The following is a 13,499-nucleotide window of genomic DNA, read 5'->3' as shown; positions in this document are numbered from 1 at the left end:
GAAGCCTCGTTCTGTACCCCGGAGCCGGTGGTCCCAGGACGGTTGGCGAGGGTGCGGGCGAGGACACTGGCGCTTTCTCTCGTACGTTCCCTCGCAGGGACGGTCGCCATGAGGGTGCGCCAAGGTCCTCCGGGGCCGCCGCGCCTACGAAGCTTTGGCGGTTCACCTCGTGCGTCATGGGGACGGCCCTCTCCGCGGAGTAGCGAAGCGCTTCACTTCGATGGGAAGCTGATGGACATGTTTCGTGCGAAACAAGAGGTCCTGCGCGAAGAAAGTTTCTACCGGCTGGGTCATTGATAGCTTGTTAGCGGCAATCGCGCAGCGTCGATGCGCTTCGACAACTCGCGCGCGTCTCCGCCTGGATCAACCCGTACATCGCCCAGATGCCCGTCCAGGACTCCGGTGCCGACACGACGAAGGCCGGCAGAAGATCATGTCGGCCGAGTCGGAGATCCTGCGCACCGACGCCGTGGTACCGCCGGTCCACGAGAAGGTCGTCCAGGGCATCGCCATCGATGTCGAGGGTGTTCTCCTCGACCCTCGTGAGCGCTCCCTGATCGACGTCGACACCCACCTGACGTAGCGGCCGATGAGCGTCACGTCGGTCGGTAAGGAGGCCGCCCCGTCCCGGTGGGGTGCGCGGGCCTCGGCCGCCTCGCCACCGGGACCGCGCTGCTGACGGTCGCGGCCATGCTGCCCCGGCTGTCCGGAACCGGCGCCCTGGACCGTACTCGGCCCGGCGTGCGCACTCGTCCTGCTCTCCGCTCTCGCCCTCTCCGGCGCGGACGCCGTGGTGGTGCGCAGCCCGGCGTCCGCCCCGACGTCCCGTCGGTCCCGCGGGAGGGGTGTGCAGGCGGAGGGCGGCGTCAGTGCCGGGCGAACTGAACCCCGGTCGGTTGCACGACGTTCGCCCGCAGCGCGATCCCGGTGACGGTCAGGCGTTCTCCGTAGATGTCCGTGATCCTGATCGAGTTGCCGCACCCGCTGCCGTTGGCGGAAAGGAAGTAGTTGTATTCGGTGCGGGGCAACTGCCGCCAGCCGTCGCCGGTCTTGACCTCCAGGTGCGCGACCGGGTTCCGGTGGCCGATTGCCTGGATGCCGCACCAATAGGGGCTGGACCCGGTCTTGTATCTGATGGAGATCGTGTCGGACGTGCTGGGGCTCAACAGCTGCCAGGTGATCGGGATCCGGCCGACCTTGAGGTCGGCGAGCTTGGCGAAGGCCTCTTGGCTGAGGTCGAGTTGCCCGGGTGCGCAGGGCAGGGGGCATTCGTTGGTGATCCGTACCGTGATCGACTTGCCGTTGGCCGCGCGGACGAGCACGTACGCGCCGCATGCCCTGGACGTCTCGTAGTCCGTGGTGTTCATGGCCGCGATCATGAGGTCGGGACTCGGGCCGAACAGGCAGGCGCCGTTGCCGTCCTCGGCTTCGTAGGCGGTGGCGACCCCGGTGTAGGTGGTGCCGGGCCGAATCCGCCCTGCCGACGATGCTGTGGTCGACGCCGTTCGCGGGGACTGCGGGGTGCCTGTGGCCGACGGTCGTGCTGGCGCGGTGGTCGCAGCGGCCGTCGGAGCAGGGGCGCCGGTCGCACTCGGCGTCCCCGAAGGGGTCGGGGTGGCCGTGTCGGTCGCGGTGGTGGCTCTCACCTGACTGGTGGCGACGGGTGTGGCCGCGGCAGGCCCTGTATCCGCCTTGCGGTCGGGGAACCACCCCATGACCAGGTAGGCGAGAACGCCCGCGGCGGTCACCGCCAACGTGGCGCCCAGCATGAACCTGCGTCTGTGCCTGCGCCGGCGCGCGGCCTGCCTCGCTGTCTTCATACCTGTCCGTTCGGAAGATCGAGCTGATGGTGCACTGCTCAGTGGCCGCAGGAAGCGAATGGGTTGCCGACGCCTTTCTCAGCGGCCGCCTTCGACCGCGTCGCAGCGGGGGTGGGCGCCGCCCGCTCCGCAGGAGCCCACATCCACACCGGTGGGCTGCCGCATGGGCGGCCGTCGCGCGGTGCCTACTACTCGCCCACCGTGATCAGCCGGGCCCCGGCGGGCAGCGACGTGCTCACCAGGCAAGTGTTCGTCACCGTCCAAACCTTCACCTCGGAGAACGAGGCGGTGCGGATGGCGAGCGAACGCCACCGAATACGGGCTCGCCGCCTCGGCCTGGACCCGCGACCTCGAAGCCGAGTGATGGGGCGTTGGCGGGCGGATGCTCCAGCTGTGCCCAGCGCCGCCGTGCCGTGCCGCCCCCCGTCCCGTGCCGCGTGTCCACGGCCGCCGGGAGTGTGTGGGGGCCCGCCGTGCCGTCGTTGACCATGGCCGCGCTGCTCCACCGTGGGGCGCCTCGCCACGCCCGCGGTGATCCGCCTGCGCGGCAGGCCCTGTCCTCCCGAGCGTGGGCTGTGGCAGGTCCCCGATCCCGACGTTCGGGCCGGGGGCCTGGCCGGGCTCGGGCCGAACGGATCGGGCACGGCCGGCTTCGTGGACGCGCCTTGCCGGGTCGGCGGCAGGTGTCCGTCGGCACCGCTTACGGTCCCCGGCCGTCCAGCCCCGCAGGGCCGGCCGCACGTACGTCACGTGGACTCGCGCCGAATTCACGGCGGCAGGCCTTGTTGAAAGCCTGGAGATCGGCGATGCCCACGGCCGCGGCGATGGCTGTGATGGACAGGGTGGAGGACAACAGGAGGTGGCGGGCGCGTTGAAGGCGTCGGTGCCGGATGTACGACACGACCGTGAGGCTGGTCTCGGCACGGAACACGCGCGTCAGGTGTGTGTGGGAGATGCCGACGGCGCGAGCGACGTCGGGTACGGACAGCGGGCCGGCCAGGTGTTCCTCGACGTAGGCCCGTGCGGCGGCCACGAAAGGGTGGCGAAGCCCGGCGCCATCGATCCTCGGCAACTCGGCGATGCGCCACAGAGCGGTCCAGACCTCGGCCGTGGCTCGCGGGGGAGAAGTCGGCATGGCCGTCACGGCGTGTCGGAGCAGATCGGCCAGGCGTGGGCTCTCGGTCGCGGCGTCCTGCATCACCGGTACCACCCGCGCGGTTCCGCCGTCGTGCAGCCGCAGATGGACGTAGAAATGCTCCGACCTGCCCCGGTAGTGAAAGTGCACCTCGGTGTTCGGCGGCACCAGGCTGACGTGCCCGGGGCGTATGGGGTGGACCGACTGCCCGAGGGACAGAGCACCCTCGTAGTTGTAGAGGTGCAGCTGCCACAGGTCGGGCAGCCGGAAGACGTCGTGGGCGCTGGAGACGCCGTGCACCCCGATGCCGGCATTAACCACGGTGGGCGCCTCGTCGAGCCGTACTGTTGTGTGTTTCACGAGGATGGAAAATTACCAGCACTGGACGATTTCAGCCCACGACCGAGCCGGACCCTGCCCGTACGTTCGTCGCATGTCAACCAGCAAGCAACTCCTGACATCGGTTCAGGTGGCGCGCTTCGTCGCGCAGGGATGCCTGCGCCTGGACGGGGTCGTGCCGCAGGAGATCAATGAACGGGCCATCGCGACCTTGTCCGAGGGCCTGCCGGACGTGGCCTACGGCACTCCGCTGGGCGGGGCGTTCGCGAAGGACACCTTCGTCCACGAGCTGCTCGACCTTCCGGTCGTCGCAGGCGCTGTAGAGAGCCTGGTCGGCCCCGAGCCGACCGTCGACCACCATGCGGTTCATGTGCGGGAGCCGCACGAGGGACAGGCGCAGCCGCTCCATGGAGACGCGATCATCGACGTGCGGCCCGATGCGTTCGACATCCAGCTCATGTACTACCCGCACGAGGTGACCGCCGAGATGGGCGGCACCCTCAGTGTGCCCGGAAGCCATCTGCGCAGGATCAACGAGACGGACGTCGGCCGCGTCCAGAACCTCAGGGGGCAGACCCGTCTGACCTGCCCGGCAGGCACGGTCGTTCTCCTGCACCACGGCATCTGGCACGGTGGCCGCCGCAATGACACCGCGGGTCGTCGCTACATGTACAAACTGCGTCTCAACCCGACCGTGCCGCAGGTGCGTCTGTGGGACGTATCCGACCTGCACGACCCTGCGGTGACCGCGGAACTCAATACGTACCTCCCCTGGTACGAGCAGGCCACGGCCCGACTGGAGATCTACAACCGGGTCCTGCTGTGGCGGGCCCTGACCGGTGACGATTCGTTCGATGTCGAGTACTGGGTCACACGCGTCAGCAACCGGCCGACCCTGAGGAGTCACGCATGAAGCAGCAGGTTCTGGTCCTCTATCTCGCGACGTCGGCGCTGGACTCCGACGTCGTGGGCTGGTCCCGATACGACGGGACCGGCCGTACCCACCCGACGACAGGTGACAGCGACGAGCCGCCCTATCCCACAGGGCTTGCCGCGCTGCACGACGGGTGGCGCCTGTTCCAGGCATCCCAACTGCTGCCGCCTCAGGCCGGTCACGAGTACGACGTCTCCTTCCTCAAGCACGAGTTCTTCTTCGAGAAGGTGGAGGACAGCTCTCGCCCTTGACGGGCTGCCCACTCAGCGAAGGAGACATCGATGATGGGCATGTGTACGACCTGGCTTCCGTGGCGGCGATGCGGGAGGCGAACGGGGGTGCTCACCGCGGTCACTGCCCTGATGGGGGCGCTCCTGACCGCCTTGGGCGCCGCCGGGACGGCGCAGGCGGCCGGCGTGGACACGAGCGCGTGGTACGTGCTGGTCAACCGTGGCAGCACTTCCCCGAGCGTTCGTCCCAGGAACGCGGAGGGGGGCACACCGCTGACCTTCACTCACGCCGGGTTGACGTACAGATGGCGCAGTTGCTCGTCGAGAACGGAGATGGGGGCCAGGGTCTCCTCAACAAACCGGCGCGGCGGAAGGCTCTCACCCTCAGGGGAGGGCCACTGCGGAGGCCCCGATCTGGGTCCGCTGATCCTGGCGGTTGCGGGCATGGCTGGCCATTGAGTGTTTGAGTACCTCGGAAGACCAGGTGAAAGGGGGTGCGTGAAGTGGGGCGGGAGTTGCCGTTCCGAGAAAGGGTCACGGTGAAGGAAGATCTTTCGGAGTTCGGCGGTCTGCGGATGTCGAGAACGTGCCACCGGCTCCGTCCCAGGGACATCAGCGGCCACCACCGGCCGCACGAGGAAGAAGGAGAGACCGGCATGGCGGTTCAGCGGATGGACAACGTCGGCATCGTGGTCGAGGACATGGACGCCGCCATCGCGTTCTTCGTGGAACTCGGCATGGAGCTGGAGGGCAGGGGGGAGGTCGAGGGCCTCTTCGCCGACCAGTGCACCGGACTCGACGGCGTCCGCTGTGACATCGCGATGGTCCGGACCCCGGACGGTCACAGCCGGCTCGAGCTGGCGAAGTACCGCAGCCCCGCGGTGATCAGCGCCGGGCCGCGCAACCGGCCGCACAACATTGTGGGCACGCACCGCGCCATGTTCGCCGTCGACGACATCGAGGACACCGTTGCCCGCCTGCGCTCTCACGGCGCCGAACTCGTCGGCGAGATCGCCCGGTTCGAGGACAGTTATCTGCTCTGCTACTTGCGCGGCCCGGAGGGCATCATCGTCGGACTGGCCGAGCAACTGCGCTGAGTGTTTGCTGAGAACCCAGCTCGTTGTTGGCCGACCGGTACTCCGACGCCGTGCGCCGAACCTGTTGGCAGAAGACCCACTCGCGTCCTGGTACCACCTCCGCTCCCCGGCACGGCGATCCCGTCCGCGAATCACGAGCGAGAGCGCCGAGCGCTCAGCGGCAACGAGCTGGACGGTGTGCAGCCCGGCCGGCCTGGCTTCCATGAGCGCGACACGGACGAGGTCGCCGTAGTGCTGGGCAGCTGTCCGTCGTCTACGTGATCAACCGCCTCACCCGGCGTCTGGCCTTCCTGGACATCATCTGGATCGGGCACGCTGGTGAGCTGGGCGAATACCATCTGGGCCCACTCGTCGTCGGGGCAGCGGGCCAAGTGCGGGGCTGTGGTGGATGTAGCGGCCGGGTTGGCCGCGTGCCCCGGTCGCTGTCACAGGCTGATGGGGCCGAGGTCGGCGGCGGTTTGGGCCAGTGCACGGATGGTGGGGCTGTCAGCGGTGGTACGCCAGGTGAGCGCCCATTCGAGGGTGGGGGCGTCGTGGAGGGGCAGGAAGACGATGTTGGGGGGCTTGTTGTAGCGCGCGGCGATTTCACCCAGCGGGTGGACGCAGCGTCCGGCAGCGACCAGGGAGAGGATCTCGTGGAAGGTCCGCGCGGCGGGCCCGCGGGGGATACGGCGGCCGAGCGGGGTGCGGGTGGGGACCATGGAGGCGACCCAGTACTCGGGGGCTTCGGGGCCGAGGTCGACTACGTGGTTGTCGGCGAGGTCTTCCAGGGACGCGGTGCCGCGTTGGGCGAGCGGATGGTCTGCGGCCACGGCCAGCACGCGGCCTCCGGTGAGCACGGTGGGGCCGACGGTGAGGTCCGGTTCGGCGACGGGCAGCCACAGCACGTGCGCGTCGTGCTCTCCGGTGCGCAGGGCGGTGAACGCGTCGGCGCCGTTGATCTCGCCGAACTGGATGTCGCTGCCGGGGTAGCGGGTGCGGAACGCGTCGACGAGGGGGCGTAGTTCGTGTCCGGCGTGGCCGAAGACGCCCAGCCGCAGGGTCCGGCCCTCGCCCGGGCCGGCCGCTTGGGCGCGGGCGAGTCCCGCGTGGAGGAGGTCGAGGGCCTGCTGGAGGTCTTCACACAGGCGCCGGCCGACAGGGGTCAGGGCCACGCGTCGGCTGGTGCGATCGAACAGGGCCACGCCGAGGCGGCGTTCTTGTCTGCGGATGGCCTGGCTGACGCGGGCCTGGGACACGTGAAGCCGTTCGGCGGTGCGGCCGAAGTGCAGCTCTTCGGCCAGTGTCAGGAAGATCTCGATGTCGCGCAGCTCCATACATAACTCCCACGTTATGGATAGCTCCACGGACTCTACATTGTTCCGCCGCTGACCTGCATCGATGCTGGACACATCACCCACCGGGCAGGCGGCGGACGCCTGACCGACGCATCGATAAGGCAGGGAAACCCGATGAGCGCTATGCATGCCATCGTCGATCGCTTCGAGATCGAGGAGCTGCGCGCCGAGGTCACCGACGCTGTGATGATGCGCGACTTCGACCGCGTCGCCTCGCTGTTCACGCCCGACGGCGCCATGCGATGGCCGCACATCGACAAGGAGTTCATCGGCTGCGAGGAGATCCGTGCGGGGATCGAGTGGGGGCAAGGACTGTGGGAGTTCTTTGTGCAGAACGTCCACCCCGGCGTCATCCGGCTCGACGGCGACACCGCGGCCGGGCGCGTGTACATCCAGGAATTCGGGCGGATGCACGACGGCAGCTCGCACCTGAACTACGCCCTCTATCACGACCGTTATCAGCGCACGTCCGACGGCTGGAAGTTCAGCGAACGCGTCTACGAGGTCAGGTACCTCGACTCCACCCCGCTTACGGGCTCAGCGCCCCGGCACTCGGGGCATGGGCGGGTCTGACAACCACCGACGGGCCGACCGGGAGGCACATCAACAGCCCTGGCCGCATCACGCGGCGACCGCACTTCCCCGAATCCGTGGACACCCATTCTTAGCGCCCGACCCCGATCGGAACGGCTCGCCATGACCGAAGACTGGCGCGTGCCTCCATCCTCCGCGTCAACCGAACTCAGCATCGAGTAGAGGAGTGACTGTCATGATCCTGATCACTGGAGCCAACGGCATCGTCGGGCGTCAGGTGATGAACCTGCTGCTGCGGGAGAGCACGGCCATCACCGCGGTCACGCGCGGTCCCGGCTCGGCCGCGCTCCCGGATGACGTCCAAGCCCTCAGCGGCGACCTGTTTCGCCCACAGTGGATCGAGTCGGCGCTGGAAGGAGTGGAAGCCCTGCAGATCAGCCCGCGCGCCACCGGCCCGGGACTTGGCGAACTCCTGCGGCTCGCCGTCAGGCAGGGCGTGCAGCGTGTAGTGCTGCTGTCGGCCACCACCGTGGAGTATCCCGCGGGGCAAGCCCGCTTCGCCGCGCAGTTCCAGCACGCCGAGGACCTCGTCAGCAACTCCGGCCTGGACTGGACAGTCCTGCGCCTGGCCGACTTCGCGGCCAATGCACTGGCCTGGGCGCCGCAGATCAGGTCCGGTGACGTGGTGCGCGGCGCGTACGGCCAAGCCGCCACCTCGCCCATCCATGAAGCCGACATCGCGGCGGTCGCCGCACGCGCCCTCCGCGGCAGCGTTCCCCCCGGGGGCAATCCACACGCTGACCGGGCGACAGTCACTGGACCAGGTTGAGAAGGTGCATCTCATCGGCGCCGCCCTCGGCCGGGCACTGTCCTTCCAGGAGCTCCCGCCGGAGCACATACGTCAAGGCATGCTCGCGCAAGGGCTGCCCGAGGAGGTCCCCGACCGCCTGCTCGGCTCCCTGGCCGACTACGCCCGCCGCCCAGGACCCACCACCAGCACCGTGGAAGACCTGCTGGGCCGACCCGCGCACACCTTCGCCGACTGGGCACGCGACAACGCACCCGCCTTCGGCGGCTGATTCGCCGCCGATTCCCACGACAGGGCACTCGCCTCACACAAGACTGGGAGTCCCCCCATGAACCTCACTCTTTGGATCGCCGCCGGACTACTGACCGCGGTCGCCCTGGCCGGCGGCATCAGCAAGACCTTCATCCCCAAGGCGAGACTGGCCGCGCAGCACGGCGGGGAATGGACGCAAGACGCAAGCGCCAGCTTCATCAAGACCCTCGGGATCCTCGAACTCCTGGCGGCGATCGGCCTGACCCTGCCCGCCGTGCTCGACATCGCACCGGTCATGGTGCCGGTGACGGCGGCCTGCTGGATCGCCCTCATGGTCGGCGCCATGATCACCCACGGCCGCCTCGGTCAGCCCAAACTGGTGCTCCTGAACACGGTCTATCTCGGGCTTGCCGTCTTCATCGCGTGGGGCCGCTTCGGCCCCTGGCCCTTCAGCAGCTGACAGAGGCCGTCGCACCGTTCGCGCGGTCAACAGACCGACAGCAGGCTGAGCCGGATGGCCTTGACAGTTGTTTGTGGCCCCGATCCGCAATCAGCAGTGGCCCCACCGGCGGTGGCGGCAGGAGGATGTGAGGGCGTTTGGCCCCACCGTCCTTGTTGCGGTGGGAGCATTGATGTGCTTCCACCGGTGAGGAGGCTCCGATGCGGCCGAAGTCCAAGGCCGATCTCTTCTCGGCTATCCGCCGGGATTGGCGGAGCGAGGGACTGCCGATCCGGGCTGTGGCCCGCAAGTACGACGTGCACCGCTGGACGGTGCGGGAGCCGGGAGACGTTCGGACGCCGCTGCTGGATCCACTACATGCCGCACGCCGGCGCGATCGAGGTCCGTGACATCGGCTGGGCTGGCTGACCGGCACGTTCGCCCTGCCTACGATCGGCGCATGAGTGCGTGGAATCAGAGCTTGGATGCTGCGGGGATACGGGAGCCGGAGCTCCGGCGGGACTACAGCGCCCAGCGGGAGTCAGTCGCGCGTTTCAGACGTGCCTCATACCTTGCGGCCCGTCTGCTGTTGCCGAAAGCGGTGCTGCCCCATGTGGTGGCGGCGACGGCAGTGATGCATCACGGGGACAACCTGCTGGACACCGGCCCGAAGCCACAGCGAGTCGCGGCGTGGGGGTCGTGGGAGCAGGAGGTGCGTAAGGCGCTGGACAGCGGGGTGAGCGACGATCCGCTGATCCGTACGCTGCTGCACACCGCGGCGGCGTACCCGCGGCTCCGGGAGGTGGTGGAGGGGTATTTGGCCACCGCCACTGCCGAGTTGGAGTTCGCCGGCTTCGCCACCGAGGCCGACTACCAGGCGTATGTGGACGCCTACTCGCTGCCCGCGTTCATGCTGGTCGCGTCCCTGCTGAGGCCGGAGCACGAAGACGGGGACTTCCGGGCCGGGTGCCGGATGTTCATCGACGGCAGTCAGCGGCTGGACTTCGTCAACGATCTCGCCGAGGACCTGGCGGAAGGGCGGCTGGGCATCCCGACGGAAACGCTGGCACGCTTCTCGGTGACGGAGAGGGACCTCGCGGAGGGGCGCCAATCGCCGGGCGTACGGGAATTGTTGGAGCACCAGATCGAAGCGGCGCGCACCTCCCTGCTGACGGCCAAGGAACTGCCCGCCCTGACCGCGAACCGCAACGGCGTGTTGTTGGAGGCAGTCGTCGAGATCGAGCTGCTCACTGCGGACGCGGCGCTCGCGCAGGGCGCCCGGCTACTGCGCGGGTCCGTATCACCGCCGATGGTGGGCTCGCTACGAGTGATGCTGGGCGCTCGTCGAAGGGCTCGCAGACAGGGCTGAACCGTCCTGTTGTCCTTAGAGGCAGTTTCTTATTGCGTGATCGCTCGCTGAACGGTGTCGGACGGATCCCTTTGAGGTTCCGTTGGTGGTGGTGCTGGCGAGCAGGGATACCCGGGGGCTCAGCATCCTGAGCCTGATTCCGGTCACGAGCGCACGTACCCCGTTGCGGGCAGGTCCCCTGCCCGAAACCGGTGTTACTCAGACCGCTCGGGGGAATAGCTGCTCGACTGCGGTCACCACCGCGGCACGGCGGGCGGCGGTGGTGGGGTCCACGGCGTGTGCGGCGGCGGCCTTGCTGAGTTCGGGTTGCGACGCCCAGGTCATGGCGATCTGGTTGACCAGGGCGAGGACGTCGGCCGGGTCCCAGGCGGGGTCGAGCTGTCCAGCCTGCTGCACTTGGCGGAGCTGGTCGATTTTGCGGGCGATCACTGCCTGGTCGGGATCGTCGGCACCGGCTGTGGTGCCCTGCAGTTCGAGGCGGCCCCAGGTGATCAGGCGGTGGTGGTCTGGACGGGCGACGAAGTAGTCGAACAGGCGGCCCGCGTAGCCAGGAAGGTCGGACGGGTCCATCTGGGTGGCCTCGGCGATGACGACATACTCCCGTGCAGCAACAGCGGCATAAAGCGCGTCTTTGCTGCGGAAGTAGGCGTAGACGCGTTCTTTGCTGGTTTTGGCGAGCTTGGCGATGCGGTCCACGCGGGCGCCGGCGATGCCGTGGCCGGCGAACTCCTCCATGGCAGCGGCAAGGATGCGCTCGCGCGTGGTGTCGCCGCCGGCGGTGGGCGCTGCGGTCTGGCCGGAGTCGCGGGACTGGGACATAGGCCCAGGATAGGGCACCGAACCGTTCGGTTTGGTAGTCGGGGTGGTCGGCGCGTACAGTCAAACGGAACAGTTCGGTTTGGCCTCTGTGGGTGAAACCGACGAAATACGAGGGAGTGAACTTATGCAGCACCGCAATCTGGGCTCTCAGGGTCTGCGCGTCTCGGCGCTCGGCCTGGGGACCATGGGCATGTCCATGGCCTACGGCGCCTCGAACGACGACGAGAGCATCGCGACCATCCGCCGCGCCCACGAACTCGGCATCGACTTATTCGACACCGCCGAGCTGTACGGCGCCGGTACCGGCAGTAACGAAATCCTCCTGGGCAAGGCAGTCCGCGACTTCCGCGACGAGGTGGTCCTCGCCACCAAGTTCGGCTTCGACATGACGACCCAGCCGCTGGGCTCCGGCTTCAACAGCCGTCCCGAGAACATCCGCAAGGTCGCCGAGAACAGCCTGCGCTACCTGCAGAGCGACCACATCGACCTCTTCTACCAGCACATCTCCGACCCCACCATTCCGGTCGAGGAGGTCGCGGGCGTGGTCGGCGATCTGATCACCGAAGGCAAGGTGAAGTACTTCGGCCTGAGCAACGTCGGCCCCCAGTACATCCGACGCGCCCACGCCGTCACCCCGCTCTCGGTGCTCCAGTACGAGTACTCGCTCTTCGAGCGGGAGGTGGAGGAGGAGATCCTTCCCGTCCTGCGGGAGCTCGGCATCGGCTTGGTGCCCTACTCCCCGCTCGGCCGCGGCTTCCTGACCGGGGCGGTCAAGCCCGCGAGTGAATACCCCGCGGACGACATGCGTAGCTGGGACGAGCGCTGGCAGGGCGAGAACTATACTTACAACCTCCGCGCCACCGAACAGCTCAAGGGTCTCGCCGCGGCCAAGGGCATCACCACCGCCCAACTCGCGCTGGCCTGGCTCCTCGCCCAGGGTCAGGACATCGTGCCCATCCCCGGCACCCGCAGTGCCAAGCGTCTCGAGGAGAACGCCGGCGCGGACAGCGTCCAGCTAACTGACGCTGACATGGCCCACATCACCGAGATCCTCCCCCACGGCTCGGCGGGCAGCCGCCTCCCGGCCGCGATTCTGTCCAGCTTCACCACCGACTGATCCCGCCGACGCCACAACGCCTCTCCACCGTTTATGTGGTGAGGCGCCGGTGGCAGATGAGAGCGGCGGCTATGCCGACGAAGGCAAGGAAGTGCTCGGGCTAGTTCATAGCGGCGGTGTAGGCGACGGCATCCGCCAAGCCAGGAAACCGTACGTTCAACGACCCATCGATGACGGCCGAGCCGCTGCGAGGGCTCGATGCCCTTGCGGGCGGTGCGGTGGGGTATGCCGCGGCTGCGGAGCCATCGTCGCAGGTGCTTGTAGTCGTAGCCTTTGTCCGCATGCAGTTTCGCCGGGATTCTGCGCCGAGGTCCGCGGCGGGAGCGAATGGGCGGGATGCCGCGCACAAGCGGTTCCAGGGCCTGGCTGTCGTGCATGTTGGCTCCGGAGATGCCCAGCGACAGCGGCAGTCCGTTCCGGTCGGTGAGCAGGTGAATCTTCGTTTGTGACTTGCCACGATCGGTCGATTCGGTCCCGGCAGCATCCCCCTTTTACTGCACGGATGCTGACCGAATCGATCGCGCACCGCGACCAGTCCAGCTCACCCAGAGCACCGAGTTCATCCAGGACCACGCGGTAGAGCCGGTCCCAGACCCGGTCCCGACTCCACTGTGCGAACCTCCGGTACACCGTCGGCCAGGCCGGACCGAACACCGGCGGGAGCTGCCGCCACGTACAGCCGGAGGTCGCGACGAAGATGATCGCGGCCAGTGCCTCGCGGTCACCGGCTCGACGCCGACCCCCGCCCTGTGGACGCTTCACCTCGGCGGGCGGCACCACCCACCGGAACAGAGCCCACAACTCGTCCGGTACCAACCGCTCAACAGGAATCGTCATGCCCGGTTCAACACGCGATCGGGTCATAAGAAACGATGTCTTAGGACTTCGGATTGGACGCCACCATCATGCGGCGACCTCGACCAGTCCGGCACCGGCGACGAACAGGTCCGCGTCGGAAGTGCCCACCCAAGCTCCTTTCGCCGGACCCAGTGTGGCCGAGCGCCCTTTCTCGAGCGCGTTGGATCGGGCTTACTCCTGGCGAGCAGGCAGCGCTCGCCTGAATCACGCGCTGCCTCCCGCTCGCGCAGGGATCAAGCCACGCGGCCTCGCCGGCGTAGTGGCCTCCCGAACTGCGTCCACACAGCAAGACCGGCCGACAGCAGCGATGGCCTGGTCGTGGCCACCCGGACTCGCTTCGGGTTCACCACCGGGCCGGGCACGAGCGATGACGCCCAGCGCGGCGGCATCGCCCAGGCCCTGCCGCCGCGC

15 protein-coding genes and 1 pseudogene are annotated in these 13,499 nt (G+C 68.2%); 11 read left to right on the top strand and 5 right to left on the bottom strand.

Going from position 1 to position 13,499, the window contains the following annotated elements:
• The first annotated feature begins 433 nt into the window (after positions 1 to 433).
• The gene (locus tag ACFTZL_RS28965; protein WP_382588458.1) at positions 434 to 583 is read left to right on the top strand and encodes a hypothetical protein; all 150 of its coding nucleotides are present in this window, start codon (positions 434 to 436) and stop codon (positions 581 to 583) included.
• A 283-nt stretch (positions 584 to 866) separates the two neighbouring features.
• On the opposite strand, the gene ACFTZL_RS28960 is transcribed toward ACFTZL_RS28965, so the two are convergent.
• Positions 867 to 1,769, bottom strand: a complete 903-nt coding sequence (locus ACFTZL_RS28960) for an expansin EXLX1 family cellulose-binding protein (protein ID WP_382588456.1) — start codon at positions 1,767 to 1,769, stop codon at positions 867 to 869.
• A 162-nt stretch (positions 1,770 to 1,931) separates the two neighbouring features.
• On the opposite strand from ACFTZL_RS28960, the gene ACFTZL_RS28955 reads away from it, so the two are divergent.
• The gene (locus ACFTZL_RS28955) at positions 1,932 to 2,306 is read left to right on the top strand and encodes an aldehyde dehydrogenase family protein (protein WP_382588460.1); all 375 of its coding nucleotides are present in this window, start codon (positions 1,932 to 1,934) and stop codon (positions 2,304 to 2,306) included.
• Between the two features lie 214 nt (positions 2,307 to 2,520).
• Here the strand turns inward: ACFTZL_RS28955 and ACFTZL_RS28950 are convergent, their stop codons facing one another.
• On the bottom strand, positions 2,521 to 3,315 hold the full coding sequence (locus tag ACFTZL_RS28950; protein ID WP_382588454.1) for a helix-turn-helix domain-containing protein: 795 nt from the start codon (positions 3,313 to 3,315) through the stop codon (positions 2,521 to 2,523).
• Between the two features lie 73 nt (positions 3,316 to 3,388).
• Here ACFTZL_RS28950 and ACFTZL_RS28945 point away from each other — a divergent pair, with 73 nt between their 5' ends.
• From ACFTZL_RS28945 to ACFTZL_RS28935, 3 genes are all read left to right on the top strand, one after another.
• Complete coding sequence (locus ACFTZL_RS28945) at positions 3,389 to 4,207, top strand: phytanoyl-CoA dioxygenase family protein (RefSeq protein WP_382588452.1); 819 nt, start codon at positions 3,389 to 3,391, stop codon at positions 4,205 to 4,207.
• On the top strand, positions 4,204 to 4,479 hold the full coding sequence (locus ACFTZL_RS28940) for a hypothetical protein (protein ID WP_382588450.1): 276 nt from the start codon (positions 4,204 to 4,206) through the stop codon (positions 4,477 to 4,479). Before ACFTZL_RS28945 ends, ACFTZL_RS28940 begins: the two co-directional genes overlap by 4 nt.
• A gap of 635 nt (positions 4,480 to 5,114) precedes the next feature.
• Positions 5,115 to 5,555, top strand: coding sequence for a VOC family protein (locus ACFTZL_RS28935; protein WP_382588448.1), 441 nt, complete (start codon positions 5,115 to 5,117; stop codon positions 5,553 to 5,555).
• Positions 5,556 to 5,980: 425 nt separating this feature from the next.
• On the opposite strand, the gene ACFTZL_RS28930 is transcribed toward ACFTZL_RS28935, so the two are convergent.
• Positions 5,981 to 6,901, bottom strand: coding sequence for a LysR family transcriptional regulator (locus ACFTZL_RS28930; RefSeq protein WP_382588446.1), 921 nt, complete (start codon positions 6,899 to 6,901; stop codon positions 5,981 to 5,983).
• 105 nt (positions 6,902 to 7,006) lie between these two features.
• Here ACFTZL_RS28930 and ACFTZL_RS28925 point away from each other — a divergent pair, with 105 nt between their 5' ends.
• The 5 genes from ACFTZL_RS28925 (at position 7,007) to ACFTZL_RS28905 (ending at position 10,294) form a co-directional block, all read left to right on the top strand.
• Positions 7,007 to 7,465: a nuclear transport factor 2 family protein gene (locus ACFTZL_RS28925; protein ID WP_382588444.1), complete on the top strand. Its 459-nt coding sequence runs from the start codon at positions 7,007 to 7,009 to the stop codon at positions 7,463 to 7,465.
• A 196-nt stretch (positions 7,466 to 7,661) separates the two neighbouring features.
• On the top strand, positions 7,662 to 8,255 hold the full coding sequence (locus ACFTZL_RS28920; protein ID WP_382588442.1) for an SDR family oxidoreductase: 594 nt from the start codon (positions 7,662 to 7,664) through the stop codon (positions 8,253 to 8,255).
• A gap of 4 nt (positions 8,256 to 8,259) precedes the next feature.
• The gene (locus ACFTZL_RS28915; protein WP_382588440.1) at positions 8,260 to 8,505 is read left to right on the top strand and encodes a hypothetical protein; all 246 of its coding nucleotides are present in this window, start codon (positions 8,260 to 8,262) and stop codon (positions 8,503 to 8,505) included.
• 57 nt (positions 8,506 to 8,562) lie between these two features.
• Complete coding sequence (locus ACFTZL_RS28910) at positions 8,563 to 8,946, top strand: DoxX family protein (RefSeq protein WP_382588438.1); 384 nt, start codon at positions 8,563 to 8,565, stop codon at positions 8,944 to 8,946.
• A 439-nt stretch (positions 8,947 to 9,385) separates the two neighbouring features.
• Positions 9,386 to 10,294 carry a squalene/phytoene synthase family protein gene (locus ACFTZL_RS28905; protein ID WP_382588437.1) on the top strand — a complete coding sequence of 303 codons (909 nt, stop codon included), beginning with the start codon at positions 9,386 to 9,388 and terminating at the stop codon, positions 10,292 to 10,294.
• Between the two features lie 198 nt (positions 10,295 to 10,492).
• Here the strand turns inward: ACFTZL_RS28905 and ACFTZL_RS28900 are convergent, their stop codons facing one another.
• A complete protein-coding gene (locus tag ACFTZL_RS28900) occupies positions 10,493 to 11,113 on the bottom strand; it encodes a TetR family transcriptional regulator (RefSeq protein ID WP_193476888.1) in 621 nt (206 codons plus the stop codon).
• Between the two features lie 124 nt (positions 11,114 to 11,237).
• On the opposite strand from ACFTZL_RS28900, the gene ACFTZL_RS28895 reads away from it, so the two are divergent.
• Positions 11,238 to 12,230: an aldo/keto reductase gene (locus tag ACFTZL_RS28895; RefSeq protein WP_382588434.1), complete on the top strand. Its 993-nt coding sequence runs from the start codon at positions 11,238 to 11,240 to the stop codon at positions 12,228 to 12,230.
• A 31-nt stretch (positions 12,231 to 12,261) separates the two neighbouring features.
• On the opposite strand, the pseudogene ACFTZL_RS28890 reads toward ACFTZL_RS28895, so the two are convergent.
• Positions 12,262 to 13,067: pseudogene (locus tag ACFTZL_RS28890) on the bottom strand (IS5 family transposase).
• Positions 13,068 to 13,499: the final 432 nt, after the last annotated feature.

The sequence above is a fragment of the Streptomyces sp. NPDC056948 genome (genome assembly GCF_042674225.1).
GTDB lineage: Bacteria > Actinomycetota > Actinomycetes > Streptomycetales > Streptomycetaceae > Streptomyces > Streptomyces purpurascens.
Note: the sequence above shows the minus strand (reverse complement) of the source record. Positions and strands in the feature narration are given on the sequence as shown.

Coding starts and splice junctions, on each gene's coding strand:
- ACFTZL_RS28965 (WP_382588458.1), top strand. CDS start 434: ATGTCGGCCGAGTCGGAGATCCTGCGCACCGACGCCGTGGTACCGCCG.
- ACFTZL_RS28945 (WP_382588452.1), top strand. CDS start 3,389: ATGTCAACCAGCAAGCAACTCCTGACATCGGTTCAGGTGGCGCGCTTC.
- ACFTZL_RS28935 (WP_382588448.1), top strand. CDS start 5,115: ATGGCGGTTCAGCGGATGGACAACGTCGGCATCGTGGTCGAGGACATG.
- ACFTZL_RS28925 (WP_382588444.1), top strand. CDS start 7,007: ATGAGCGCTATGCATGCCATCGTCGATCGCTTCGAGATCGAGGAGCTG.
- ACFTZL_RS28960 (WP_382588456.1), bottom strand. CDS start 1,769: ATGCTGGGCGCCACGTTGGCGGTGACCGCCGCGGGCGTTCTCGCCTAC.
- ACFTZL_RS28905 (WP_382588437.1), top strand. CDS start 9,386: ATGAGTGCGTGGAATCAGAGCTTGGATGCTGCGGGGATACGGGAGCCG.
- ACFTZL_RS28910 (WP_382588438.1), top strand. CDS start 8,563: ATGAACCTCACTCTTTGGATCGCCGCCGGACTACTGACCGCGGTCGCC.
- ACFTZL_RS28940 (WP_382588450.1), top strand. CDS start 4,204: ATGAAGCAGCAGGTTCTGGTCCTCTATCTCGCGACGTCGGCGCTGGAC.
- ACFTZL_RS28900 (WP_193476888.1), bottom strand. CDS start 11,113: ATGTCCCAGTCCCGCGACTCCGGCCAGACCGCAGCGCCCACCGCCGGC.
- ACFTZL_RS28920 (WP_382588442.1), top strand. CDS start 7,662: ATGATCCTGATCACTGGAGCCAACGGCATCGTCGGGCGTCAGGTGATG.
- ACFTZL_RS28895 (WP_382588434.1), top strand. CDS start 11,238: ATGCAGCACCGCAATCTGGGCTCTCAGGGTCTGCGCGTCTCGGCGCTC.